General features: G+C 42.5%; 22 protein-coding genes and 1 tRNA gene. 17 read left to right on the top strand and 6 right to left on the bottom strand.

Going from position 1 to position 25445, the window contains the following annotated elements; all coding sequences use genetic code 11:
• Positions 1 to 144: 144 nt before the first annotated feature.
• A complete protein-coding gene (locus dnm_RS26070; RefSeq protein WP_207679814.1) occupies positions 145 to 924 on the bottom strand; it encodes a class I SAM-dependent methyltransferase in 780 nt (259 codons plus the stop codon).
• Between the two features lie 179 nt (positions 925 to 1103).
• Here dnm_RS26070 and dnm_RS26065 point away from each other — a divergent pair, with 179 nt between their 5' ends.
• The 7 genes from dnm_RS26065 (at position 1104) to dnm_RS26035 (ending at position 6838) form a co-directional block, all read left to right on the top strand.
• Positions 1104 to 2114, top strand: coding sequence for a hypothetical protein (locus tag dnm_RS26065; RefSeq protein WP_207679813.1), 1011 nt, complete (start codon positions 1104 to 1106; stop codon positions 2112 to 2114).
• A 639-nt stretch (positions 2115 to 2753) separates the two neighbouring features.
• On the top strand, positions 2754 to 3713 hold the full coding sequence (locus dnm_RS26060; RefSeq protein WP_207679812.1) for an aldo/keto reductase: 960 nt from the start codon (positions 2754 to 2756) through the stop codon (positions 3711 to 3713).
• A gap of 130 nt (positions 3714 to 3843) precedes the next feature.
• Positions 3844 to 4461 carry a hypothetical protein gene (locus dnm_RS26055; protein WP_207679811.1) on the top strand — a complete coding sequence of 206 codons (618 nt, stop codon included), beginning with the start codon at positions 3844 to 3846 and terminating at the stop codon, positions 4459 to 4461.
• Between the two features lie 58 nt (positions 4462 to 4519).
• Positions 4520 to 4774 carry a hypothetical protein gene (locus tag dnm_RS26050; RefSeq protein ID WP_207679810.1) on the top strand — a complete coding sequence of 85 codons (255 nt, stop codon included), beginning with the start codon at positions 4520 to 4522 and terminating at the stop codon, positions 4772 to 4774.
• Between the two features lie 134 nt (positions 4775 to 4908).
• Positions 4909 to 5289, top strand: a complete 381-nt coding sequence (locus tag dnm_RS26045) for a hypothetical protein (RefSeq protein WP_207679809.1) — start codon at positions 4909 to 4911, stop codon at positions 5287 to 5289.
• On the top strand, positions 5243 to 5941 hold the full coding sequence (locus dnm_RS26040) for an OmpA family protein (RefSeq protein WP_207679808.1): 699 nt from the start codon (positions 5243 to 5245) through the stop codon (positions 5939 to 5941). The genes dnm_RS26045 and dnm_RS26040 overlap by 47 nt, the downstream gene beginning before the upstream one ends.
• 198 nt (positions 5942 to 6139) lie before the next feature.
• Positions 6140 to 6838: a YkgJ family cysteine cluster protein gene (locus dnm_RS26035; protein WP_207679807.1), complete on the top strand. Its 699-nt coding sequence runs from the start codon at positions 6140 to 6142 to the stop codon at positions 6836 to 6838.
• On the opposite strand, the gene dnm_RS26030 is transcribed toward dnm_RS26035, so the two are convergent.
• A complete protein-coding gene (locus dnm_RS26030; RefSeq protein ID WP_207679806.1) occupies positions 6835 to 7674 on the bottom strand; it encodes an amidohydrolase family protein in 840 nt (279 codons plus the stop codon). The genes dnm_RS26035 and dnm_RS26030 overlap by 4 nt on opposite strands.
• 164 nt (positions 7675 to 7838) lie before the next feature.
• Here dnm_RS26030 and dnm_RS26025 point away from each other — a divergent pair, with 164 nt between their 5' ends.
• The 3 genes from dnm_RS26025 to dnm_RS26015 all read left to right on the top strand — a co-directional run bounded on the left by dnm_RS26025 (position 7839) and on the right by dnm_RS26015 (position 9778).
• Positions 7839 to 8387, top strand: a complete 549-nt coding sequence (locus tag dnm_RS26025) for a pyruvate kinase alpha/beta domain-containing protein (protein ID WP_207679805.1) — start codon at positions 7839 to 7841, stop codon at positions 8385 to 8387.
• 91 nt (positions 8388 to 8478) lie between these two features.
• Positions 8479 to 8790, top strand: coding sequence for a zinc ribbon domain-containing protein (locus tag dnm_RS26020; RefSeq protein WP_207679804.1), 312 nt, complete (start codon positions 8479 to 8481; stop codon positions 8788 to 8790).
• A gap of 391 nt (positions 8791 to 9181) precedes the next feature.
• Complete coding sequence (locus dnm_RS26015; RefSeq protein WP_207679803.1) at positions 9182 to 9778, top strand: poly-gamma-glutamate hydrolase family protein; 597 nt, start codon at positions 9182 to 9184, stop codon at positions 9776 to 9778.
• Between the two features lie 456 nt (positions 9779 to 10234).
• Here dnm_RS26015 and dnm_RS26010 read toward each other — a convergent pair whose 3' ends face one another.
• Together dnm_RS26010 and dnm_RS26000 are read right to left on the bottom strand one after the other, a co-directional pair.
• A complete protein-coding gene (locus dnm_RS26010; RefSeq protein WP_207679802.1) occupies positions 10235 to 10657 on the bottom strand; it encodes a helix-turn-helix domain-containing protein in 423 nt (140 codons plus the stop codon).
• Between the two features lie 306 nt (positions 10658 to 10963).
• Positions 10964 to 11039 (bottom strand) — tRNA-Ala (locus dnm_RS26000).
• A 948-nt stretch (positions 11040 to 11987) separates the two neighbouring features.
• Here dnm_RS26000 and dnm_RS25995 point away from each other — a divergent pair.
• From dnm_RS25995 to dnm_RS25965, 7 genes are all read left to right on the top strand, one after another.
• Positions 11988 to 12530, top strand: coding sequence for a rhodanese-like domain-containing protein (locus dnm_RS25995; protein ID WP_207679801.1), 543 nt, complete (start codon positions 11988 to 11990; stop codon positions 12528 to 12530).
• Positions 12531 to 12993: 463 nt separating this feature from the next.
• On the top strand, positions 12994 to 13215 hold the full coding sequence (locus dnm_RS25990; protein WP_207679800.1) for a hypothetical protein: 222 nt from the start codon (positions 12994 to 12996) through the stop codon (positions 13213 to 13215).
• 33 nt (positions 13216 to 13248) lie between these two features.
• Entirely contained in the window at positions 13249 to 14292 is a 1044-nt protein-coding gene (locus tag dnm_RS25985) for a multiheme c-type cytochrome (RefSeq protein WP_207679799.1), read from the top strand.
• A 496-nt stretch (positions 14293 to 14788) separates the two neighbouring features.
• Positions 14789 to 15769, top strand: coding sequence for a hypothetical protein (locus dnm_RS25980; protein WP_207679798.1), 981 nt, complete (start codon positions 14789 to 14791; stop codon positions 15767 to 15769).
• A gap of 173 nt (positions 15770 to 15942) precedes the next feature.
• Positions 15943 to 17430 (top strand): 30S ribosomal protein S12 methylthiotransferase RimO, encoded by a 1488-nt coding sequence (gene rimO, locus dnm_RS25975; RefSeq protein ID WP_207679797.1) that lies wholly within the window; start codon positions 15943 to 15945, stop codon positions 17428 to 17430.
• Positions 17427 to 18407, top strand: coding sequence for a polyprenyl synthetase family protein (locus dnm_RS25970; RefSeq protein ID WP_207679796.1), 981 nt, complete (start codon positions 17427 to 17429; stop codon positions 18405 to 18407). The genes rimO and dnm_RS25970 overlap by 4 nt, the downstream gene beginning before the upstream one ends.
• Positions 18408 to 18760: 353 nt before the next feature.
• Positions 18761 to 19648, top strand: a complete 888-nt coding sequence (locus tag dnm_RS25965; protein ID WP_207679795.1) for a DNA-methyltransferase — start codon at positions 18761 to 18763, stop codon at positions 19646 to 19648.
• Between the two features lie 286 nt (positions 19649 to 19934).
• Here the strand turns inward: dnm_RS25965 and dnm_RS25960 are convergent, their stop codons facing one another.
• Positions 19935 to 21761, bottom strand: coding sequence for an ATP-binding protein (locus dnm_RS25960; RefSeq protein ID WP_207679794.1), 1827 nt, complete (start codon positions 21759 to 21761; stop codon positions 19935 to 19937).
• Between the two features lie 40 nt (positions 21762 to 21801).
• The gene (locus dnm_RS25955; RefSeq protein ID WP_207679793.1) at positions 21802 to 25203 is read right to left on the bottom strand and encodes a MopE-related protein; all 3402 of its coding nucleotides are present in this window, start codon (positions 25201 to 25203) and stop codon (positions 21802 to 21804) included.
• Positions 25204 to 25445 lie beyond the last annotated feature (242 nt).

The following is a 25445-nucleotide window of genomic DNA, read 5'->3' as shown; positions in this document are numbered from 1 at the left end:
AGCAGTTCTGAACCACGGATTAACACGGATTTGACGGATTTCGCAGATTAAAAAAAATCTGTGCCAATGCGAGGTTCTGATGCCTTTCTCAGTTTTCAATTCTCAATTCTCAATTCCCAGTTCTCAATTCCCAATTCTCAATTCTCAATTTTCAATTTTCAATTCCTTCGCTCTTGCCAAACCTGCCACTGCCCCTCCCTCGGACGCGGGGTGGCGAAGAAGTTCAAGGAGTCTGGTTCTGAAACGGGGAATAAGAGTGACAGTCATGCCGGTAAAAGCTCCGAAAGGACATTTTTGTACAAGATTGGAATGTTCTATGGTGTGGGAAATTCTTCCGGTCGGGGCAGAAAACTGACATACGGTCCGCCATGATATAGGGACATTTCCCAAAAGCTCCCGTATAATTTCTTCCAATTCCCAAATACTGAAAAAACGCGCATGATCATAAAGGCTTTTTGTAAATATTCGCCGGACTCGCAAACGGGTTCCCCTGATTGAATATCTGTTAAGCACACCAATGAAAATTTTGTCTTTTGCAACCCTGCAAGCTTCTTCAATTGCCTTTTTGGGATCTTCGACAAACTCCAGACTCTTCACCAGACAGGCCTGGTTAAAGAAATTATCATCAAAAGGAAGGTCTTCGGCAAATCCGCGATACAGGTCCGCACGGTGTCCTAAATTTTTTAAGGCAATATCAATCATATCCGGTGAGGGGTCCAGCCCTGTCGTCAAAAGGCCCTTTTCAATAAAAGGAAACAGGCTCGCGCCAGTTCCGCAACCGATATCAAGCACACGACTTCCCTGTACCGGTTCAAGCATATTGAGCATAAGCCGGTTTTCAAGCTCAGTGGCGCGTTTATTTTTCGCCTCATTACACCACTGTTCATAAGCAATGGCATCATTATAATTGAAAATGTAACCCATAAATACTAACTCTAAAGAAAAAAAGTGATTTGATCAAGAGAAAAGGTTTTGATCTGACAAATGATTTCCTAAAAAAATCCTGATATTAATTTTCTTGACAAATCACCACTGTTTATTGATATATAAAAAGCCTTTTTTTTATTATTTTTTCATAACCAACCAGCGAAAGGAAAAATATCATGAAAGGAAAAAAATGGTTAGGCCAAAGATATCTTTTGTATGTGGCAGTCATTATGTGCGCGTTTATTTTTATGGGGCAATCCGCACACGCGCAGCTTAATGGCGATATTAATGATGATGGCAAAATCGGACTTGCCGAGGCGATTTGGGCATTGCAGGTAGCGGCCGGAATAATAAATCCGATGAGTGATGAACAAAGGGAGTCCCTGGAAGATGTTACAAATGCCGCGGCTTTGGCCTTGGCGGACAATGAAAAAACAGTACAGGGCTTACAGGAAATGGTCAGTGTCATGAATTATATGGGGTTGGATAAGGCAACATCAAAGAAAAGAGATACTGCAACCCTGCTGATCTGTAATGCATTAAAGAACCTGTTTGCATGCGGAACCGTTGAGATGGAGGGGCAGTCTGTTATTGTGTTCACTTTCAGCGGGGATGCCGGATGTGACGGTGTCAGCGGAACCGTAAAAGTAACACCATCTGCCGGGAGTTTCTCAGTGGCGTTTGATAATGTCACAAAGGGGGATTGCGTTATTCACGGAAATTCACAGACAACATTGTCTGCTGAAGGGGACCAGATTAGCGCAACTCATATTTTCGATAATATGGCAGTTTGCGGGCAGAATCTTAATGGCACTGTCACCATGATCTATGATAAGGACATGAGTACATTTTCCGTGAGCGGGGAATCTCAGAATACATTTTCCATAGGCCAGTCCGATGTGACAGTTCCATTAACGTTTTCTTACAGTTCTGAGACCGGTGTCAGCGGCTCGACAACAATGATGTCCGGTGATGAGAGCTATGTTTGCACATTCAGCAACATTAAGCCGGATGCCACCTGCTGTATCCCCGTATCAGGCACACTGACCCTTAATGACATTGAGTTGAATTTCAGTGATACGACTTGTGAAAATCCTGTTGTAGCGGTGACATCAGGCGGGTTGACATTCTCTCTGAACCTGGAAGAAGCCAAAAATATGGCTATGGGAACCAACGAAATAAAATAAGGGAACTCGAAATAAATAACATACCCGATACAAAAAACGTAGGGTGGGTGGAGCGAAGCGCAACCCACCATCATTACAAATGATGTAACGGTGGGTTGCGCTTCGCTCCACCCACCCTACGTTCCTCGGAAACACGGGGCATATCACTTTTCAAACATGCTCTGAATTCACCCATGCGATGATGATGCGATGGTGCGAGTCTTACCCGCCCGGATAGCTAATCCAGTTATTAAAAAAAATCTGTTTTTCAATCAAAAATTTTCAATATCCTTTATTTTTGATATCGAATAACATAGAAGAATATCTTTGTGAATTAAACGCTCATGAAAAAGCCGGGTTTTAAAAACCCGGGTTTCTCACCGGAGATAAAAAAAGAGTCGCTTAAAAAGACCCGGCTTTTCGGTTATAAATACCCGATCAAAAGTTTTTTTATACATTCTTTTTTCCGCGAGCGGCGGAGAAACCCGGCTTTTTCTCTCAGGGTCAGCGAATCATTCCGGGAAAAAAGCCGGGTTTTTGTCGGAGAAAAAGCCGGGTTTTTTGCCGGAGACGAAAAGAGAGCAGGTTAAAAAAACCCGGCTTTTCAGTTATATTTTTACGGTAAAGGAATAGGAAACATATCAGAATCAGGAGACAATCATGCAATTCAGATCACTCGGTCAGTCAGACATAAAAATTTCATCAATTATCATGGGCACATGGCAGGCAGGTAAGAAAATGTGGGCAGGAATTGACGATACTGAGACCGTCAAAGCCATGCGGGCGGCGTTTGATTCAGGCATCACCACCTTTGACACTGCCACAGTTTACGGAGACGGTCATTCAGAGCAAATCGTGGGAAAAGCATTGAAAGATGTGAGACATGAGGTTGTTCTGGCAACCAAGGTGTTTGCCAACCGTCTTAAACGCGACCAGGTTTTTGAATCCTGCCATCAGTCCCTCAGAGACCTCGGAACCGACCATATTGACCTTTACCAGATTCATTGGCCCTCCGGTTCTTTTGGCGGTAAAACTGTTCCCATTGAAGAAACCCTGGGAGCCATGAATGAACTCAGGCACCAGGGAAAAATCCGGGCCATCGGTGTGTCCAATTTTTCCCGTGATCAGTTAGCGGAAGCTTGTCAATACAGTGAAATTTCCAGTCTCCAACCGCCGTATTCCCTGTTTTGGCGGCATGTGGAAGCAGATACCCTGCCTTATTGCGTTGAAAACAACATTACCATTATGGCTTACTCTTCTATGGCCCAGGGATTTCTGACCGGAAAATTCGGCCCTGATCATAAATTTGCCAAAAAGGATCATCGTTCGAAAAGCAAACTGTTCAAACCGGAAAATTACCAGCGGATACAAGCGGCACTGACCCGTTTGCGACCCATAGCGGAAGAGAATCAGGTGAGTCTCGGGCAGCTGGCCCTGGCCTGGGTGATTTCCCATCCGGGAGTCTGCGCTATTGCCGGGGCACGCAATGCCGAACAAGCCACACAAAACGCAAAAGCAGCCGATGTGTCCCTGGCTGACGAGGATTTGGCGGAAATAGACACCATAGGGCGCACGGTCACTGACCATCTGGATGATAATCCGGTAATGTGGGAGTTTTAACCTATTAATCAAAAGTTATGAGTCACGAGTTTAAAAGACATATCAGATAAAAACACCTTTTTCGCCTGAACGCAACAGCGCGCTGCCGAGTGTCAGGCAATTATTATGGAAAAAAATCGCAGTATAACATATGAGTAACAACGACTATCAAAAAGAGCAGTTAGAAACACTTGTCGAAGTCAGTCGGCATCTTGAGACCATTTCTCTTTCAGAAAAGCAGCAATTAAAGGCAATGACAGCAGACTACCTTTCCTTTCGTAAGGACGTGGAATCTTTTCAGTCTGAATATTTCGGCGAGATATGCACTCAGAAATGCTATGAAAGCAAGCTGAGTGCGTGCTGCTCCCGTGAGGGGATTATTACTTTTTTTGCAGATGTGGTCATCAATGTTCTGTTATCTGAAAAACAGGAAATTGAAGCCCTGATGACAGTGCTTCAAAAACCCAATAACGGGTCCAAATGCGTTTATCTCGGACAAAACGGATGTATGTGGCATCTGAAGCCCATTGTCTGTGAAATGTTTCTTTGTGATCAGGCTCAGAAAACAGTGTTCGGAGAAAAACCAGGTACTGAAACCATATGGGAAGAATTAAAGCAGCGTAAAAAACAATATACATGGCCGGACAGAATCGTGCTTTTTGATACGCTGGAACATTATTTTCTGAACGCGGGATATTCTTCCCCGCTTATGTATATGCACAACAGTCCCGGATTGCTGCGTGTGAAAAAACTCGCACAGATAAAGTGAGAAGTGGGACGCAGGATTGACATTCCCACTTTTTAATATAAAATAAGGAGTAACATAAATGAAAGACGAAAGAGGTTTATATTATCATCCCTTTCCCCAGAACACTCACGTTCGCATGTATGTCCGTGAGACAGGGGAAGGGACTTGTTTCAGACTGTGGAATTCGGATGACCCGAACCTCTGGGAAGAGCATGGCTGGGTGTCTTATGACGCCATCAGACAAGCCTCTGCCATGTATAAAGGAGAGGGGTTTAATCCAAACGAAGCGTATGATATTGAAGTGGCAAGAGAATTGCTTAGGAAAACCAGTTAGACAAAACACAGTTTCAAAGCGTTCTGAGATTTCCGAACCCTCGGAACGCTTAGGCGATTTCCGGAAAAAAACATGCCTGGCATATTTAAATCGCCTTATCCATAAGAAATTATACAGGGAGTTATATTTCTTATATGCATATGCACAGAAGAAAATCCGCAGAACCTCCGAATTTCAAGTTTCAAGTTCCGAGTTTCAAGTTTCAAGTTTCAAGTTTCAAATTCCGAGTTCCGAGTTTCAAGTTTCAAGTTTCAAATTCCGAGTTCCGAGTTTCAAGTTTCAAGTTTCAAGTTTCAAATTCCGAGTTCCGAGTTTCAAGTTTCAAGTTTCAAGTTTCAAATTCCGAGTTCCGAGTTTCAAGTTTCAAGTTTCAAGTTTCAAATTCCGAGTTCCGAGTTTCAAGTTTCCAGTTTCCAGTTTCAAGTTTCCAGTTTCAAGTTTCCAGTTTCAAGTTTCAAAGGAGGATGAATGATGGGAAGATATTTCTTTGTTTTTTTTGCCATAGCCAGCATTAGCTTATCAGGAATGCTCGGATGTGCCACAAAAAAATACGTTAATGAATACGTTGATGAAAACATCAGATTGCTATCATCCGTTAAAAATAAGCAATTAAGCTCTGAAATCAAATCGTTCCGGACAGAAATGGAGGAGGATATCGGCAAAGTCTGGAAAGAGATAGGGGAAAATCAGAAAGAGATTAGCGGTTTAAAAGACTCCGTAGAAAAGCAAAAAGAGAGAATCGCGGAACTGAGTGTGGTTGAAGAGGCATTGGCAAGGGCTGAAACCGCAGGCAAACTGGCTGTCGGCAAATTGCTTTATGAGGTGACAATGTCTGATGAGTCTGTTTTCTTTGCTTATAATGAAAAGGAGCTTTCCAAAGAAGCCAAATTGGCCATCAATGTTTTTGCCAATGTCCTGTTAGCACAAAACAAAGATATTTTTATCGAGATTCAGGGACATACAGATAACATTGGTTCCAAGGAATACAATTTAAAGCTGGGGCATGACAGGGCCGAAACCGTTAGAAATTATCTTTACACTGAACACAATATCCCGCTCCATAAAATGAGTACTTTTTCTTATGGCGAAGAAAAGCCCGTTGTACCCAACACCAATAAAATTAACCGTTCAAAAAACCGGCGGGTGATGCTTCTGGTAATGGAATAATAAAATTCGGGCCGCAACAGAAAATACAAACAAAGGAGTGCGGAAGAAAATACAAACAAAGGAGTGCGGAAGAAAATACAAACAAAGGAGTGCGGAAGAAAATACAAACAAAGGAGTGCGGAAATTTTATTTTCGCAAAGTGTTTTGCGAAAATAAAATTTCCGCACTCCTTTACTTTACTGAGGGTTAATCTAATCAATGAATTTGGACACAAAATTAGTTGTTTTAAATCAGATTTACAAAATTTATGATGAATTTGCAGCAACTCTGGACGTGGCGTGCAAACAATACTGCGCTCAGTGCTGCACCCGAAATGTAACCCTGACGACCCTTGAGGGATACAAAATTGCCCACTATCTGATTTCAAATGGGAAATCAGATTTATTTGAAAAACTTAAAGATGCGTCACATAAAAAACGATTTCAGCCCCTGACCACGACAAACCAGCTTGCGGAGATTTGTATGCGGGGAGACGAGCCTCCGGAAGAGGAAAATGATCCCTCATGGGGAAGGTGCCCTTTTTTAACAGATAACGAATGCCCTGTGTATCCGGTAAGACCTTTCGGATGCAGATGTTTTGTTTCAAAACAAAATTGCAGTGAAACCGGATATGCGGACACAGAGCCGTTCGTTATCGCTGTGAATAATGTGTTCTTACAGTTCATCGAACACATTGACGCCCAGGGCTTTTCCGGCAATCTGACAGATGTTCTTCTTTTCATGGCATCTGACAATAACCGTCAATGCTACAAAGACAGCACGTTGACAAATCCCTGTGACGGACTGATATCAAACGCGCCTATAAAAGTTGTGCTTGTTTCCCCTGAGCATAAGGATAAGGCAGAGCCAATCCTCAGGTCCCTTCAGTCCATCAAAGTACCAAGGGAACAGATTTAAATTTTAAGCAGATTTCCCGCGTTGATCCCGCAAATACGTTTCCTGCCATTTTCTGACACCCCGGCGTTTTCAATTTCCTTAAAATATCTTGACGGCTTTAACAGCGGAAAGTCACTGCCAAACAGAATCTTATCCTCTCCTGCGAACCAGAGGGCGGTCTTGTAGATTTCAGGATCATAAAGAAACGGGGAGGCCGCGGTGTCAAACCAGATATTTTTCAGCGTCTCCTTTACTTCTTTTTTAAGAAGATTAAAGAAAAATATGCCTCCTCCCCAGTGGGCAAGCACAATGTTATTATCTGGGAATTGTTTGGCAAGACTGTAAATCTGTCCCAGCGTGTTCGGGGTTTTGCCCGGATACATATGACCCACCGGCTCATTGGTATGAATCAGGACAGGGAGGTCCCTTTCCCGGCAGATATCCATAATCGGTTCCAAATGATTCCGGGATGCTTCATCAATGCCGGACTGATAAAACGCAAGTTCACCCACCCCTGAAAGCCCGCTGTCAAGACATCGTACTGTTTCCGAAGGGGCATCCTTATGAAAGGGATCAAAACAACAGAACCCAATGAGACGATTTGGATATCTCTGAACGGCTTCCATGATATAATCATTTTCTTTTTTAAATGTTTCTGAATCTTTCCAGGGAAACCCGAAAATAACAGATACATCCACCTCCTGATCATCCATGGAAATGATCAGTTCATCAGCCCCGACAAGTTTTGATTTGGGTGAATCATACAAAAGCTTGAAAGCTGGTTCAGAAGGAAAATGTTTTTCCCTGTTTTCACGGATCTGTTTAGAAAAAATGTGTGTGTGAAAATCAATGATCATGCGTAACTATCTCCTTTCAATTTATAATTCTTTCTTCAGACTTCCGAAACAGAAAACATAAGGCAGCTTAAAATTTCGAAAGTCTCCGGAATCCTGTTGACTATGACGCTAATTCTTATACAATGCAACCTACTTTTTCAACCAAATCTAAACAGGAGGATAGTATGTATTTTGACAAACCGGGAAAAGTTAATACTGAGCAAACACTGAAACTCGCATATGAACGGGGAAAGGAACTGGGATTAAACGAGGTGGTCTTAGCTTCCACCATGGGGGACACCGCTTACAAAGCCCTGGAAATATTTGACGGATTCAAGATTATCTCGGTAACGTATCACTGTGGTTTAAAAAAACCATTTCAAAATATGATGTCGGATGGTGTGAAAAAAGATTTGGAAGAAAAAGGGGTGAGGATTGTGTCGGCAACCCACGCCCTGTCCGGTGTGGAACGATCCATTGCCAAAAAATACACGGGAAGTTATCCTGTGTTGCTGATTGCCGACACACTGAGACTTTTCGGCCATGGCACAAAGGTTGCTGTGGAAGTGTCCATCATGGCTACGGATGCGGGAACTCTCAAAGGAAATGATATCATTTCCATCGGCGGGACATCAAGAGGGGCGGATACCGCCCTGGTCTTAAAACCTGCCAACCAGTCTGATCTTTTTGACATGCGGATACGGGAAATCATTTGTAAACCAAGAGATTTCTGATGTGACAGGGTGTTTGGTGTTTAATTTCAGTCCTTAGCCAGACACCGGACATTGAACACCAAACACCGAACACCAAACGAGGCAATTTAAAATGTTCCTTATCGCCGGTATTTCCCCAAAAATAAAAACGCTTGATGACAAACCCAGACTGTGTCCCGTATGCGGTCTGGCCCAGGCTTATTACAGACGGACAGACCATTATTTCAGTTTATTTTTCATTCCGATTCTGAGAGTTAAAAAAGGGGAACCTTTCATCATGTGTGAAAAATGTGAAAGAAATATGCACGAATTCGGAGACGAATATAATGACTGGTTGGACAAACAGGACAAAACGTGCAAGCACTGCGGAAGGGCATTGCATCAGGATTTTCAGTATTGCCCTTTCTGTGGAAAGCAGGTTTGAAAAATTTAGGTGTTAGGTGTTAGGTGTTAGGTGTTAAGAAGAGCGAATGCCTGCCCCTTTGTTCAGTTCGGATCGATAAATTCAAACCATCGGCTTTATCAATCCTAAGAAATTAAGCGATCCGGAGTGCCAAACTTGCAGTTTGGCAGAAATCCCTGAACACCTTAAAACCATCTAAGACGATTTTACCAGTTCGTAGTTCCGCCTTTAGGCGGTCTCACACCGCCTAAAGGCGGAACTACGAACTTTTTTTTTCGGAAACCGCCTGACACTTAACACCTAACACCTAACACCTAACACCCTAACACCTAACACCCTAACACCCTAACACCTAACACCCTAACACCCTAACACCTAACACCCTAACACCCTAACACCTCTTTTATAAAAAATGGATAAATACGCAAACTACGACGATCTGAAGCAACATGAAAAGGAAGGGGAAGATTATGTAATCCTCTCCAGAGAAGGCTATTCTGGTATTGCCGTCATCGCGCCTCACGGCGGAGGCATAGAGCCTGGAACCGTTGATATTGCAGACGGGATAGCCGGCGGCAGACACAGTTTTTATGCTTTTAAGGGGATAAAAAAGAAAAAAAATGGGGTCTTACATATTACGAGCAACAAATTTGACGAGCCAGAAGGGATCAGAATCGCAGAAAATGCCGACATTGTTCTTTCAATTCACGGATACCATGGAAAAGGGGATGAGATTTTTATCGGAGGCAGGAATCAGACTCTCATGGAAAAAATAAGGCAGACCCTGAAGAAAGAGGGATTTAATGCCGAGATATGTACAAAGGCGGGTTTGCGTGCCCGGCATCCTGAAAACATATGTAACCGATGCCGGACCGGTGAGGGAGTGCAGTTGGAAATATCCAGGGGGCTGAGAGAGAAAATGTTTGATAATCTTGTCAGACGGTCATGGCGGAAACGAAGTCACCTGTTTTTTAAATTTATAAGTACACTGAGACGGGCGTTTCGATGACAACTTATTAAAAGTGCAGGGAAATCGGATAAGGAAATTTTTTTCCTTTTCTTACCCCTTTCTATGAACTTATCTGCCAGTTGCCAGACAAAACAAAGGTCAGATAAGCTGTGACACAGAACAATACCTTTTCCGGGATTACATAGCTCCTGTTATCGGCAACAAGACCTTTCCGGAAATTTCCCCTTTTGATCTGGAACGCATCAAGAAGAAAACAGAACACCTTTCCCCCCGGACAATCCGGTATTGTCTGGCGGTGGTCAGACAGGTTTTTAATCAGGCCTGTGACTTTTATGTTTTTACCGGAGAAAACCCGGTCACCCGTGTCAAATTTCCACAGGGGGACAATAAACGCCAGAGGTTTCTTTCCAGGGAGAAAGCTGATAACTTACTAACAGGATTTTAAAAAAAGAGCATTCAGTTTCACCATAAGCATCACAGAAATGCTCGGTAATCTCAGATAAACACAGATGCCGGAACATTGAACCGCCTGCTCAGTTCCCTGATCTGTCTCAGATTCAGTTCTTTTGTCCCGTTTAATATGTCAAGCGCAGCCTCCTGACTGCCAAGTTCCGGAAGGTCTTCTGATTCCAGGCCGTGTTCCTTCATAAAGTGCCTCAGAACATCTGCCGGTTTTGACACAGGTTCGGGAATGAACCGGTTTTCATAATTTTCTATCAGCACGCCGAGCACATCCATCAGATTTGCCAACGGATGTTTCTCATCGTCTCTCACTATGTCTGTAATCTCGTCGAGCAGCTCAAGAATCCGGTCATATTCGCTTTCGCTGTTCGGAACAAAGACAAACTCCGAAATTTGCTCAAAATTCTCTATTGTCTGACGGGGTAACATCTCATTTCCTCCATTTGTTTCTGTCATATTCTTTATGCGTGAGAATGTCACGGATATATATTTTTTTCCTGTTGAAAGGTCGTAGTGACCGGCGCTCACCTGGTCAGGATTTTGTTTCAGCAAAATCAGCAGTGTCGGAAGGTTTCTCTTTTTATGTGTAATTTTAGGGGAAGTGTTCTGAAACTGGACTTGAACTTTTTAACCATTTGAATCAATTCAGTAAATATCGAATCGAGTCCGGCTTTGGAACATCACCGACTTTTATTTAGGGACAAAATCGCAGGAACAAAAAAAGGGATTATGATAAAAGTATCATAACCCCTTGTTTTCTTTTGGTGGAGCTGAGGGGGATCGAACCCCTGACCTCATGACTGCCAGTCATGCGCTCTCCCAGCTGAGCTACAGCCCCATAACTTGAGAGGCGTTCTAACAGAGATTATTGCTTCTGTCAATAGCAAATTTTACGCTTTACAAAAAATATTTATAAACTTGGCCGGGCAATGGTATAAATCTGACATTAATCATTTGAAATTATATTAAATTTAGTTGATATTCATACTCTGTTTATCATATTCTGTATGAACATATCTGTCCATAAATCAGGATATTCAACTTTTGAATATCGCAGACGCTCAAGCCGCGGAAAAACCTGCTGATAGTTGATCATCGAGTGATAACATAAGAATATTCCTGATTGACAATATTTTTTTTTATATGATATATATCCATTATCCGATTAATAAAAATGAATTCTTATTGGATTTATATCAAATAATATTAAATAGTTATCAGCATTAAATTTTAATATCAGATAATCAGATTAACTATTTGATATATATCTATTATAAATTACTATTCAAATTACTTGTATGCTCGATGATCAAGTTTTTCTGTCATTCCGTTCGACGAGCCGACTGAGCTTGCCGAAGTCTGAGCTTGCTGAAGCCTGTAAAAGCAGGACTTCACCGCTCCCGGAACGCCCCATCTGCCAAAAACGGATTCCTGCTTTCCCAGGAATGACAAGCTTTTTGTTCGGACCGGGTCAGAAGACCTGATCATCGAGTGAATAGTAATTTACTTGTCTTGCTATCAGTAAATAAGATTCTTTATCTTTTAATGGCTGATAAATCAGAATAACTTATTACTATTTCAATTTATTATAGTAAATACACTGAGGTCTGAAGATAAAGGAATAACCTGATAATGGATATATAACTTTTTCTTTTGATTATAAAAATTTATAATAGTGAAAAAGTGAGTGATGGTGAGAAAAATTATCAGAAAAAGGAGGTGTGATAACTTTTTTAGGCTAAAAATATGTTCAACTTGTATCTTTTAATTAGGAGGAAATGAAAAAATGAAAAAAATCGTTACACTACTGGCCGCCATACTTTTGGCGGCAGGAATTTTCAGTTCTGTCCAGGCCCAGGATTTGCAAGTGAATGAAAAGAAAATATATGATGAATTTGCAGCACTGGTGCCGAAAGACAAGGTCGTAGGGCTTGATGAGTTTAAAAAGATTCATGACGAAGTTCTCGCGGGCAAGAAAAATGCGTATATAATTGATTGCAGGACCCATCCTGAGTTTTATGCCTTCCACATTGAAGGCTCGGATCATATTCACGCCGGGCATATGTACACCATTCCGAGAAAAATCAAAGATCCCAACGCTGAAATATATTTGTTGTGCAGAACCGAGCATCGCAGTTTTTATGTGGCTGGTTTTCTCTACAAATACGGATACAAAAATATCCATGCTGTCAAAGGCGGTCTTGTCGGATGGGTAAAGGCAGGGCATCCTGTGGTGAACCAATTCGCGGGGAAATTTGTGATTACGGAGTACCATAAGAATTTCAACGAAGATGGAAAATATCGTGTAAGGGAATTCCATCCGTATTAATCTTTTGATTATTTTTCATACTTAGTAAGTTGAAAATACTCTAAAAATGCTCGCCTGGGATTGACAAATCCCAGGCCTTTCCCGCTGATTTTCCAATCTCCCGGAACCGATTTGGGATCATTTTCGATCTGCTGATACTCGCTCAGGGGGAATTTAAAAATTTCCCGATAGGAAGTAAGTACCTAACCATAAGTTTTCGATATTTGCCCGGGGAAGAAACCCGGCTTTTTCCCGGAATATGATTCGCCGGCCCTGAAGAAAAAAGCCGGGTTTCTCCGCCGTTCACAGAAAAAAAGATGTATAAAAAACTTTTGATCAAGTACTTATCAGACAAAATTTTATGATTTTTTACCATGAAAATATAACTGAGAAGCCGGGTTTTTTAAGCAGATTTTTTTTCATCTCCGGGGGTGAAAAACCGGGCTTCTTTTCATAAATGTTTATATGAGAGGAAGACTGTAATATGACAATCATCAGGTTGTTTTTGTCCAGGATAAAAGCACATCTGTTTGTGTTTGCAACAATATTTCTGGTTGTTTTTGTGTGTTTTATTTGTTTGGTGAAAAATGTTTACTCTTTAAAAAACGTGAACGGGTGTATTGAATGTCATACGGACGAAAAGAAAATCAGATCCCTTTATATGCCTCCCAAGATCAATTTCAAAGCAGAAGAAGGCGAAGGGTGAGCCGGCATACTTCCTCCGGTCAGGGCGGAAGAGATGTACAAAGGTTTTTTAGTGGACAAAAATCTGACAGATGAAGATGAGCATTTTGCCCAGGGATGCGGCTTCTGTCATAAGGGGAATGAAAATGCTCATAATAAAGAAGATGCTCACAAAGGACTGATAAAAAGACCCTCTGATGATGTGAATGTATGTGGTGAGTGTCACTATGAGATTGCAGACAGATACAAAACTTCCCTTCATTATACAACAGCCGGTCTGAGACATGGCGCTGTTGCCAGATTTTCAGATAAGGAAGCAAAAATCTTTGATGAAAAAGTTTTTCAGCAATCATGCCGAAGCTGCCATGCCTCATGCGGTGACTGCCATGTGAAAGGCCCTAAAATCGGTGTGATATGCACAGGGCTTCTCAAAGGTCATAAATTTGTCAGACGTGATGAGGTGAAAACATGCGGCTTTTGTCATGGCGGCAGGGTGTATCCTGAATTCACGGGGCAGTATGGTGTGGTTCAGGATGTGCATTTTGAAAAGAAAATGATGTGCCTGGACTGCCACAAAAAAAATGAGTTTCACGGAGATGGAAATGCCTATACATCAAGAAGAGACGTAAAAAACAAACCTGAATGTGTGACCTGCCATCCTCCGGGAAAAGAAAAGAGTGATAAGGCAAAGCAGGCGCATGAAAAACATAAGGACAAGGTCAGCTGCACAGCCTGCCACGCGCTGTCAACTTATAAAAATTGTTACAACTGCCATTTAGGCAAAGGTGGAAAATCAAAAGCGGGTTTTATTCTGGGCCGGAATCCGAGGAACAAAGATGAAATTACCACGTTGAGAGCTGTTCCTACGGTAAGAGACACTTTTGGGAAGGTCGGTATAAAGATGGAAAAATATGACACCGTACCCAATTACTACGATACCATGCCTCATGTGATAAGAAAATCCACTGAAAGAACGAATAATTGTAATATGTGCCATCTGATTAAGATGGGTTTTCTGAACAAGTCAAAACTGATAGAAAACGGGTCTAAAGCAAATGAAGAACTGATATACTTACCAAAGCCGATAAAAAGCAAATAACCATGCTTGTTCCCGAACTCTGCCTCACTGCCATTAAAATTAAAAATCATCCGAGGTGGCAAAAGCTGTTTCAGGCGAGGGTGTGAAAAATAATTTTCGCACTCCGGAAAGCCTGACTTAATGGCAGTGAGATGATATGATATATTATCTGGCAGACCGAAGAGTTTTCGGGCTGTGCGCCGGACAGCGGAGAAACCCGGCTTTTTTCCCCGGATGAAGTGTCCCCCGCCGGAAAAAGCCGGGTTTTTTCTCCGTTCTGTCTGCCCCGCGAGGGCCTGAAAACTTTTTTGATCTGCTGACGATAAGGCATCCTTCGCAAAAGCTGAAAAGTAGTTTACAGTAAAGTGTAAACTGTCAAATAAAAGATACCTGTTATAAAATTGAAATTTCTAAATGAATACTTCGAAGCAGATTGTTGTAACTAATAATACAGGGGAAATTGTATCGGGCCGCATTGATTTCCGGAAATGATAACTCAATTTCTGAAAGGTAGAAAATGGACCAGACAGATGACAGGGAACTTGAAGATTTCTTTACAGAAACAGATGAGCTGATACAACAGGCTGAAGAAGCGATGCCTTATTATGAAAATAATGGGGATTGGAAAACTTTTAGCCGCCTCAGAGATCAACTGGAAAAAATGCCCTACACATATGTATTGGTGACGGCCGGTCCCAAAGCAGATAAAACAAGTCTTAAAAATCTTAATGTTGATTTCTGGTCTGTGAAAGGAAATGATTATAAACAATTTTATGATTATATAACCACACGTTACGGTTCGATTTTAAAAGAAAGGGAAATTTGTGCCGCGGCCGGGCTGCTGGAAAATGTTCATCAGCACGTAAAACAGGGCGTTGCCTTTTGTGTGATTAAGATTGTACTGGGAAAATATAAAAGAATATCTGTTATTGATAACGGGGGAGGTTTTTATCACTATAAAAAACAGGTAAGATTGTCAGTTAAGGACGCAATTAAATTCGGAAGAGCTTATGGCAGCAGATACAAATCATTAGGCCAGGCTTTGGCAATAACCTTTGGACTGTGGTCTGACCTTGCAACTGTTGAAACGCCTTATGACAGTGTCATTGTGACTCCGGAAAGACCATTAAAAAAATTGGTAAGGGTGCTGTTTAAAATAATATTCAGTCTGGCTGTTGCCGTGGGAACAGACGCTGCAACGCTTCTAGTGAGACAAAACATATCTGTCATTGACATTTTTACTATCGTTTCAATATTTGGAATTGTTATAAACTGGGACAGAATAAAATGCGTTTTCAGGAAAGAAGGACATAAAAAATATTTTCCTGAAATTAAGTTCAAATTAAAAAACAGACAACAATTCGGATCCAGTGTCAATGTGTATTTTTTTAATGGTAAAAATGGGAACGAATTGCGAAAACAGGCAATTGAGGAATTAAAAATTTTTTTGCAAAAAAGAGTGAAATCTTTTCGGCTTCAACAGGATACGGAACCTTAACGACCGTGTCAGGTATTAAGTGTCAGGAAAAACGCTTAAAGTTTATATTTGCTTGTGGCCAAAGGGCCATGGCTGTTATTAAAATCCTTGAAAATTTTTCAGGAAACATTATATTCAGACCTTGTCGTTTTTTTTAACTTCAAAGGTCTTTGAGAAAATTTAGAAAATAATCAATGAAAGTACACTTGGTGAGTCTCGGATGTGCGAGAAATATTGTTGACAGTGAGTTCATGCTGGGCCAACTTACAGGAGCCGGATGGACCGTTACCCAGACACCTGCCGAGGCCGATGTCATTATCATAAATACCTGTAGCTTTATTGAGTCTGCCGTGGATGAATCCGTTGACACGATTCTTGAACTGGCAAAATTGAAAAAACACGGATCATGCCAGCGTCTTATCGTTGCCGGATGCCTCCCCGAACGCTTCAGAGAAGATATTGTCAGCGCACTGCCGGAAGTGGATGTTTTCCTGGGAACCGGGGCTTTTGACAAAATTGTACAGGCAGTTGGAAACTGGAAACTGGAAACTGGAAACTGGAAACTGGAAACTGGAAACTCGAAACTGGAAACTGGAAACTGGAAACTCGAAACTGGAAACTGGAAACTGGAAACTCGAAACTCGAAACTCGAAAATCGAAAATCGAAAATCGGGAGTTCAATGTGCCTTTTGCCAGACCCTAATCTGTCAGGATTCGGCTCCCGAGTTTCAAGTTTCAAGTTTCAAGTTTCAAGTTTCAAATTTCAAACTTATCTCAAAATTGCGGAGGGATGCAACAGGCATTGCACCTATTGTATTATTCCGAAACTTCGGGGAAAGCAGAGAAGCCGGCCCGTTGAAGATATTGTCGCTGAGGCACGCTTTTTAATTGAATCCGGTGTAAAAGAACTGACGCTGGTTGCTCAGGATACAACAAATTATGGAAAAGATTTGAATCAGAATGCTGATCTTGGCCGCCTGCTTGAAGAAATTTCAGATATATCTGAAAGTGTATGGATCCGGTTTTTGTACGGCCATCCTGACAGCATCAGCGAATCGGTGATCAGAACTGTCTCGGAACGCCATAACATATGCGCTTATTATGATATTCCGATCCAGCATGCCAGTGCCGCTGTTTTGAAACAGATGGGACGGAATTACTCGCGGGAATCGCTTTACAGGCTGTTTGACAATATCCGGTTCTTATCACCGGATGCGTCGCTCCGAACCACCGTAATTGTGGGATTTCCGGGAGAAACTGATGCGGATTTTGAATTGCTTTTAAGGTTTGCTGAAGATGTCCGTTTCGACAACTTGGGCACATTCATCTATTCTGATTCCGAAGACCTCGCGTCTCACCAGCTTCCGGGGCATGTTCCGAAAAATGTGGCTCAGGAACGGTATGACCGGCTCATGTCGTGTCAGCTGGAAATATCCTCGGAAAATAATGAAAAATATTTGGGAAAAAACCTCACTGTCCTGGTGGAAGAAAAAACAGAAGAGAATCTTTTTACAGGCCGGACAGCTTTTCAGGCTCCGGAAGTGGACGGGATCACATATATCCGCACTTCCGAGTCCTCAGAAACAGAACAGAAAGGAACAGGGGAATTGGAGATTGGAAGTTTTGTCAGCGTAAAAATCACAGACACACTTGAGTATGATCTTATCGGAGAATCGCTATGAGCAATCTGAAGCATAAGCTCCTTGATGAAGTGAAAGATGACCTCAGAGATATTGAAACTGCTCTTCAGGAAAATTTAGGTCCCCATATTGATGTGGTGCGTCAGGTCGCCAGTCACATACTGTTCAGCGGTGGTAAGCGACTGAGACCCCTGCTGCTGGTGCTTTCATCGAGAATCTGCGGTTATGGCGACGATTACGTCAAGACTTTTTCCATTGTTTTTGAATATCTGCACGCAGCCACTCTTCTGCATGATGATCTTATAGACAGTGCGACATTACGCCGGGGAAAACCTGTTGCTCATTCTGTATGGGGGAATTCCATAGCGGTTCTTGTGGGAGACTTTCTGCTTGCGCGTTCCCTTTCCATCGGAACTGAAACAGGGTATCTGAAAATCATCAAAATCATAGCGGATGTCACTGAGAATATGTCCCAGGGAGAAATCCAGCAACTGATGAGAAAAGGAAATCCTGATCTTTCAGAAGCTGAGTACATGGAAATTATTCAAAGAAAAACGGCTATGCTTATCCAGGGAACATGTCGTGTGGGGGCGGTAATGGCAGATGCATCTCCGGAAGAGGAAGAGGCGCTTTCAACTTACGGCCTTAATTTAGGGATTGCTTTTCAGATCGCAGATGATCTTCTTGATTATACAGCAGATACCAAATCTCTGGGAAAGGAACTCGGGGCTGACCTGAGAGAAGGAAAACTGACGCTGCCAGTGATCTGTTCCATGAAAGCGGCTGCTCCTGAACATCGCATCTCCATGGAAAATATAATAAAAAATGAAAATTTTTCTGTTCAGGATTTTGAGACCCTGGTGGAAATGTTAAAAAAATACGGGGGACTTGTGTATGCGGAGCAGGTGGCGGCAAAGCACATTGAAAACGCAAAACAAGCCCTTTCGGTGTTTGGTGATTCAAAAACAAAAGACATTCTGCTACATATCGCTGACTATGCGCTGAACAGAAAAGAATAGTTTTTTTTAAGTGTTAGGTGTTAGGTGTTAGGAAAACTCTGGTATTTTAATTATACCTAACACCTGGGGTGATGAAAATGTCACAAACCGGGCGGATAATTGCGATTCCATTTTTATTCCGAAAAATTTTTATGACTTAAAAATCAGAGAGTTAAAAAATTTAGGGGAACAAAAACGGGATCAGCTTTTTCAGAGTCTTAGAAACATTTTCATCACCCCACCTAACACCTAACACTTTTTAGCTAGTGTTTCAAAACAGGAGCTAAAAATTTTAACCATTTGAATCAATTTAGGAAATATCGGCTCAGGTCCAGTTTTAGGACACCACTTGACACCTGACACTTTTTATAATTGTGAACAGCAAGAATTATAAAAGAAAATCTTTCTGTCTCATCCACGAACAAAAAAACGGAACGCTTTTCCAGGGAGACAGCACCGAATGGCTGAGGTCTCTGGCGTCGGAAAGTGCGGTTCTGATTTTTGCTGATCCTCCGTATAATATTAAAAAAGCAGACTGGGACAAATTTGAGAATCAGGAAAAATATATCAGATGGTCAATGCAGTGGATTAAAGAGGCGTCAAGAATTCTGACAAAGACAGGAACTCTTTATATTTGCGGTTTTACAGAAATACTGGCGGATCTGAAGCATCCGTCCATGAGGTATTTCAAAGGGTGCAGATGGCTGATCTGGCATTATAAAAATAAGGCAAATCTGGGGAAAGACTGGGGCCGTTCCCATGAAAGCATTCTTCATCTGAGAAAAGCTCGGAAATTTACGTTTAATATTGACGATGTGAGAATTCCCTACGGAAAGCACACCTTGAAATATCCCTCGCATCCCCAGGCGGTTACCAGTCAGTACGGAAACAATGGCAAAAGAAAAGATATCTGGACTCCGCACCCGAAAGGCGCAAAACCCAAAGATGTGATTGAAATCCCCACGACCTGCAACGGAATGGGTGAGAAGACTCCGCATCCCACTCAGAAACCGGAGGAACTCTTAAGAAAACTGGTTCTCGCATCTTCTGATGAGGGAGATGTGGTGCTGGATCCGTTTTCCGGGTCGGGAACGACTCTGGTTGTAGCGGAACAGCTTGGCAGAAAATGGATGGGCTGTGAACTTGAATCAAAATATAATGAGTGGGCAATAAGCCGCCTTGAGAATGTTGTCAGAAAAAACAAAGACGCATGGATTGAATTTGACAAGAAAAATGAGGAGAGGCGGAATTCCATCCGGTGAATTACAAAAAGATTATAAAATAAAACAAGTTGCCACCTTATGCGACCAGACAGCGAATACCGAAGGCAATGATAAAAGATATTACTTTTACTGGATACACTCATACTCGATAATCCAGTTTTTTTCTGTCATTCCTGCGAAAGCAGGAATGACAGACTTTTTATTCGATCCGGGTCAAAAACTTGATTATCGAGTCATAGGAAGGGCAATGGAAATTTGCATACTCTTTTTTCAGACCGCCGAAGACCGCCGAGGTTTTGAAAACCTCGGCGGTCCCATTTCCTCCCTACATTCCTACAAAAATAATTTTTTTCCCTTCGTGCGTTATCTCTTTCCGATAGATGCGCTTTTCCCAGGGAATCTGAGAGTCTAAGCGGTAAGTACATTCTTCCCATGGGATTTGCGAGTTGGTCTCAAATAAAATAAGATAGCCCTGATCCATGCCTATGCGATTCAGATAACGGACAATCTCTTTCAGCCCTTCATCTTCTGAATAACGGTTTCTCTGTAACTTGAGTTCCATGGCAAACCGTTCGGAAGCGAATTCCAGGAGTAAGCTGAGGTGTCTGCTGCCCAGTTCCATTTCATATTCAAACATGGCTTCTGTTCCCACAATTCTTTGAAGAAAGGCAATGAACAACAGCTGTCTGCCAATTTCACAGAACTCAAACCTTTCAAGCCATATTTCAGAATGATGGCGGTAAAACTCCTGAAAAGCCGAGATCAGGGAATCTATATCTAATAACCCGTTTTTTATGTATTTTTTTTCATAAACAAGTTCCTGACTAAAAGAAACCTTCCAGCAGTAACTTAATGCCTCGGGGATAATTTCCGTATAGATGGGATTGGCAAACTTTATAGGAAGTTCTCTGGTAACAAGCCCGAAATCCTGAAGATATGTCAGGTCTTCGAGCCGGTCAGACTGCAAAAATTCTCCGCTGATAAGTGCTTCCGTGACATTTTTCACAGGAGATTCTTTTAATTTGCCAATCAGATTGTCCAAATGGGTCTTCCGCTCTCGGACCAGTGCTTTTCTGGCCCGGGCAACATGGGCGGGTGTGATTTCCTTGGTGAAGTCATTTTTGAGAATTTCAGTAATGGTCTCTCTGACAAGGGTATTGGTGAGCCAGGGCTGGCCCCGGGTGAGACGGAATATTTCGTTTATAGCTTCCCTGGTGAAAATTTGTCCTGTTTCAGCGGTATGCTGATTTAGGAGAGCATCTGTCTCCGATAGCGTAAAAGCATCCAGCAGAAGTGATGGTGTTTTTATATTGAGCAAAGCATTGATCCCAAGTCTCAGACCCGCCAAAGCCACGGAGTGAGGAAAGCCATGGGGCCGATCTTCAAACCCGGCACGCAACTGACGTAAAAGGGCTAAAAACAGTTCATCCGGCAGGGAATCTGCTTCGTCTATAAACAGGACCACGGGTTTGGGATTTTTTTCCGCCCACAAGTTCAGATATCGCTGTAACTGGCCCCGGGCGAGCATGTCCTGATCCAGATTCTCAACAGGTTCCGGCCACTCTTTTTCAGGGAGATGACGCCTGGCTTTATTGCAGATAGCATCTGCCACCATTATCATGGCGCGGGTCGGGTTCTGAACGCTGGCCGCAGGCTGGATATTTACCGTAAGCGCGGAATACTTTCCCTCCTGACTGAGCTGGTTCATCAGGGCATAAAGATATGTGGTTTTTCCTGTTCGACGGGGCCCGTGTAATACAAAATAATGCTGATCCTCAATCAGTTCCCGTACCATCGGAAGCCGCGACAGAGGATCAGCCATATAATGTATCTCCGGCCTGCAAGGGCCTGTTGTATTAAAAAATTTTGTCATGTTTGAAACTCGAAACTTGAAACTTGAAACTTGAAACTTGAAACTTGAAACTTGAAACTCGAAACTTGAAACTTGAAACTCGAAACTCGAAACTTGAAACTTGAAACTTGAAACTTGAAACTCGGAACTTGAAACTCGGAACTTGAAACTCGAAACTTGAAACTCGAAACTTGAAATTTGAAACTCGAAACTTGAAACTCGAAACTTGAAATTTGAAACTCGAAACTTGAAATTTGAAACTTGAAACTTTGTTATCGGGCTTCGAATTTCAAATCTCAAATCCCAAATCCCAAATCCCAAATCCCAAATCTCAAATATTTCAAAATTGAAACTCAAAATCTTTCTTCGATATTTTTTGGCCGTTATAATAGAACTCAACATGCCATTTCCCCGGCTTATAGATTTTGAGTGTGCTTTTTAAAATACTTACATATGTACACCCTCGGGGAATATCCTTGTCCGAGCCTAGATTTGCTGTACCTGGTTGAACATTAACACCAGCGGGATTATACCATCTGAATTCATATGGAACGCCTTTTTCAAGGTTGCGATAGTAAATCCAGGCAACGACCTGGGCGTTGTTATCGCTGAAAAAAGTCTCAGATTCCGGAGTTTCACAATTGTTTTCCGAGGAATATTCACTTGTGAGAACAAATTCGGTTACCTGAAATTCCGTGTCAGAATAACGGGAAGCAAAGGTAAAATATTTTTCCTCATATTTCCGGTTATTGTAAAGAAATTCAACACGCCATGTTCCTGAGTTATATCGCCGGAGTTTATTTATCGGAATACTTTCCCATAAGCATCCCATTGGACTTTCACCAGTTTTGGGCGGATTCTGAGCGGTCTGAGCAAGAATCCCGTCCGGGCTGTACCACCTGAAGCCATAGGACATTCCCGGTTCTGATCTGTGATAACGGACCCAGGCGATGACCTCGCCATCATCGCCGTCAAAATCATTGAAAGATGTTTCTGGCGTGGGCTGCTCACATTTGGCTTCGGAGTCTTCATATTCGGTTGTAAAAACGAATTCCGTTATCTCAAATTCCGCATTGGAAACAAAGTCAAACTGGTTTTCCCTGCAATATTCATCATTATTGTAGCAAAATTTAACGGTCCATTTGCCCGGGCCATGTTCCAGAAGTGTGTTTGTGGGAATTTCGGACAAAGCACATCCGTCACGGGTATCGGGGGTATGTGGCGCAGGCGTATTTATCTGAGTGCCATTAGGGCTATACCACTTGAATTCATAAGATTTTCCTTCTTCAAAAAACGCATAACGGACCCAGGCGATCACTTTGGTATCATTATCATCAAAAGAAGTGGTCTGAATCTCCGGGGTTTCACATTCATCCCCCAGTGAATATTCGGTTGTAAAAAGGAATTCCTTTACTTCAAATTCCATATTCGGATTATCAGAGGTAAAATAGAATTTATCTTCTTTGCACGGCTGTCCGTCATAGCAGAATTTAACCGTCCACCAGCCGGAACCGTACTGCCGGAGCCTTTGTGCATCAATACTTTTCCATACGCATCCGTCTCTGACATAAACATCATATGACTCATCAGCATCACTGGTTTGGGCGAGCGTTCCGTCAGGAGCATACCACTCGAATTTATACGATTTGCCAGCTTCGAAATGATGATAACGAACCCAGGTAAAAATGTTTTCGTCATTCTCACTGAAATTCGTTTCAGATGTTGCGGGTCTTTTGCATCCGTCCGCAGGGGGTTCAGTGGTAAACAAGATTTCCTCTGCCTCAAAGACAATGGTATAAGTGAATGTAAATGTCTTTTCCCCATGCTTCTGATCATCAGAATAAAATTCAACTGTCCACTGACCCGGGTTGTATAACCGCAGCCTTTCGGTTTCAATACTTCCTGCCACACATCCGTCCCCAGCCCCGGTCAGATATGAATTTCCGGCACTCTCCTGGGAAAGAGACCCATCCGGACTATACCATTTGAAGCTGAAAGATTTTTCCCCGCTGTCAGGATTCTGGTAACGAACCCATGCTGTCACCCGGGGATCATTTTCATCAAAAGCAGTTTGGGCGGCAGGGGTTTCACAGTCATCCTGGTTCGGAGATGCTGTTGTCAGAACAAATTCTGTTGGCTCAAATTTCCCGGGCGGCTTGACAGAACTAAAGGTAAAATATTTTTCATCATATTTCTGACCATCATAATGAAATTCAACCCGCCATTGGCCGGAGCCATGTGTCTGAAGTGTATCTTTTTCAATGCTTCCCCATGAACATCCGCCAATAACATCATAATTACGCTTACCTTTGTCTTTATGCGCCAGTGCGTTGTTCGGAGCATACCATACGAATTCATAATCTTTGCCGCCTTCAAGATTACGATAATAGGCCCAGACGCTTATATGAGCGTCATCCTCACCAAAGGATGTCTGAGGTACGGGTTTTTCACATTCATCCGCGGAAGGGTCAGCAGTATCATCCGGGGATTTTTCAGCAGTGACTACGAATTCAAGCAGTTCAAATTGAAAGCCTGTATGCTCGGAACTGAAGATAAAATTTTTTTCCTTATAGTTCTGACCATTGTAATAAAATTCAACACGCCACTCCCCTGCCCCGTATTTCTGAAAAACTGCCAACGGAACACTGACATATGAACATCCGCTTGAAATAGCAGTTTCCGGCTTTTTTTCTTCGCTTGTGTGAACAAGATTATTATTCGGATCATACCATTTAAACTGATACGTCTTACCAGCTTCAAAGTTAAGATAATGGACCCAGACGGTAATGTTTTTGTCATTATCATCAAAGGAAGTTTCAGATGACGGTTTTTGACAGTCACTTTGGGGAGATTCGGCTGTAAGGATCAGTTCTGTTACCTTAAAAGGTCCGCCGACATTTGGCCCGGAAGGCGTTATTGTTACCTGGTTCCCGTCTGTGTGCCGGAGACCGTCATTATCGGTTACTGTAAGGGTAAACGTATAAGTTCCCGCATCTGGCACTGTCAATGTCTGTGTTTTGCCTTCCCAGGTTTTTCCTGGTTCCTGTGAACTTGTCCACTGATATTGGACGATATTGCCATCAGGATCATAGGATTTGGATGCGTCCAGAGTTATCTCATATGGCGGGGTATATTGATCTTCAGGCAGAGTGGCCGTGAATCTTGCCACAGGCGATTTTTTATCTTCAGACAGATCTTTTCCGTCACAATCCTGGTCAATACCATCTCCGGAGATTTCCTGTGCCCCGGGGTGAATAGCGGCGTTACTGTCGTTGCAATCGCCCTGTTTTTCTGTGTAACCATCCCCGTCATTATCAATGTCACTCCCCGGACCACAAGGGAGATCATAGCCATTACAATCCTGGTCAATGCCGTCACCGCATATTTCATCAGCGTTCGGATGGACACTGGCTCTGGTGTCGTCACAGTCGCCCTGTTTTACAGTGTAACCATCCCCGTCATTATCAGGATCACAAGCAAGATCACTGCCATCACAATCCTGATCAATGCCGTCACCGCATATTTCATTGGCACCCGGGTGAATGCCAATATTATTGTCATTACAATCGCCCTGTTCCACTGTGTACCCATCTTTATCGTTGTCCATAGTGGTGGTATTATCATCACCGCCATCATCACTGCTGCTGCATCCCATGCCAACAATAATAACCAGCCCCAAAATAAAAATAAATCTCATAAGGCAGAACTGCATACTTTTGAGGATTTGCCCTGTTTTTTTCATCAGACACATTCCTTTCATAAAGTTATGGATTATTTTATTCTTATCAGCTATATGCCTAAGAGCGTGTTTGAAAAGTCCCTATGGGGACGATATTATTTGCAGGTGATATGTCCGTGTTTCCGAGTCCCGCGGGGATGGTATGTTTACGCCGGATATGCCGTCCCTATGGGACTCGGGCGGGGGTGAGACTCTTATGCTACAAATATGCCGTCCCTACGGGACTGTTCAAGCACGCTCGTTTG

This window comes from Desulfonema magnum, assembly GCF_017377395.1.
Lineage (GTDB): Bacteria > Desulfobacterota > Desulfobacteria > Desulfobacterales > 4be13 > Desulfonema_C > Desulfonema_C magnum.
The sequence above is the reverse complement of the archived record's forward strand: the minus strand, read 5'-3'. Positions and strand labels throughout refer to the sequence as shown.

Excerpts from the sequence above, each read along its gene's own strand:
- dnm_RS26070 (WP_207679814.1), bottom strand. The coding sequence starts at position 924 with ATGGGTTACATTTTCAATTATAATGATGCCATTGCTTATGAACAGTGG.
- dnm_RS26065 (WP_207679813.1), top strand. The coding sequence starts at position 1,104 with ATGAAAGGAAAAAAATGGTTAGGCCAAAGATATCTTTTGTATGTGGCA.
- dnm_RS26060 (WP_207679812.1), top strand. The coding sequence starts at position 2,754 with ATGCAATTCAGATCACTCGGTCAGTCAGACATAAAAATTTCATCAATT.
- dnm_RS26055 (WP_207679811.1), top strand. The coding sequence starts at position 3,844 with ATGAGTAACAACGACTATCAAAAAGAGCAGTTAGAAACACTTGTCGAA.
- dnm_RS26050 (WP_207679810.1), top strand. The coding sequence starts at position 4,520 with ATGAAAGACGAAAGAGGTTTATATTATCATCCCTTTCCCCAGAACACT.
- dnm_RS26045 (WP_207679809.1), top strand. The coding sequence starts at position 4,909 with ATGCATATGCACAGAAGAAAATCCGCAGAACCTCCGAATTTCAAGTTT.
- dnm_RS26040 (WP_207679808.1), top strand. The coding sequence starts at position 5,243 with ATGATGGGAAGATATTTCTTTGTTTTTTTTGCCATAGCCAGCATTAGC.
- dnm_RS26035 (WP_207679807.1), top strand. The coding sequence starts at position 6,140 with ATGAATTTGGACACAAAATTAGTTGTTTTAAATCAGATTTACAAAATT.
- dnm_RS26030 (WP_207679806.1), bottom strand. The coding sequence starts at position 7,674 with ATGATCATTGATTTTCACACACACATTTTTTCTAAACAGATCCGTGAA.
- dnm_RS26025 (WP_207679805.1), top strand. The coding sequence starts at position 7,839 with ATGTATTTTGACAAACCGGGAAAAGTTAATACTGAGCAAACACTGAAA.
- dnm_RS26020 (WP_207679804.1), top strand. The coding sequence starts at position 8,479 with ATGTTCCTTATCGCCGGTATTTCCCCAAAAATAAAAACGCTTGATGAC.
- dnm_RS26015 (WP_207679803.1), top strand. The coding sequence starts at position 9,182 with ATGGATAAATACGCAAACTACGACGATCTGAAGCAACATGAAAAGGAA.
- dnm_RS26010 (WP_207679802.1), bottom strand. The coding sequence starts at position 10,657 with ATGACAGAAACAAATGGAGGAAATGAGATGTTACCCCGTCAGACAATA.
- dnm_RS25995 (WP_207679801.1), top strand. The coding sequence starts at position 11,988 with ATGAAAAAAATCGTTACACTACTGGCCGCCATACTTTTGGCGGCAGGA.
- dnm_RS25990 (WP_207679800.1), top strand. The coding sequence starts at position 12,994 with ATGACAATCATCAGGTTGTTTTTGTCCAGGATAAAAGCACATCTGTTT.
- dnm_RS25985 (WP_207679799.1), top strand. The coding sequence starts at position 13,249 with ATGTACAAAGGTTTTTTAGTGGACAAAAATCTGACAGATGAAGATGAG.
- dnm_RS25980 (WP_207679798.1), top strand. The coding sequence starts at position 14,789 with ATGGACCAGACAGATGACAGGGAACTTGAAGATTTCTTTACAGAAACA.
- rimO (WP_207679797.1), top strand. The coding sequence starts at position 15,943 with ATGAAAGTACACTTGGTGAGTCTCGGATGTGCGAGAAATATTGTTGAC.
- dnm_RS25970 (WP_207679796.1), top strand. The coding sequence starts at position 17,427 with ATGAGCAATCTGAAGCATAAGCTCCTTGATGAAGTGAAAGATGACCTC.
- dnm_RS25955 (WP_207679793.1), bottom strand. The coding sequence starts at position 25,203 with ATGAAAAAAACAGGGCAAATCCTCAAAAGTATGCAGTTCTGCCTTATG.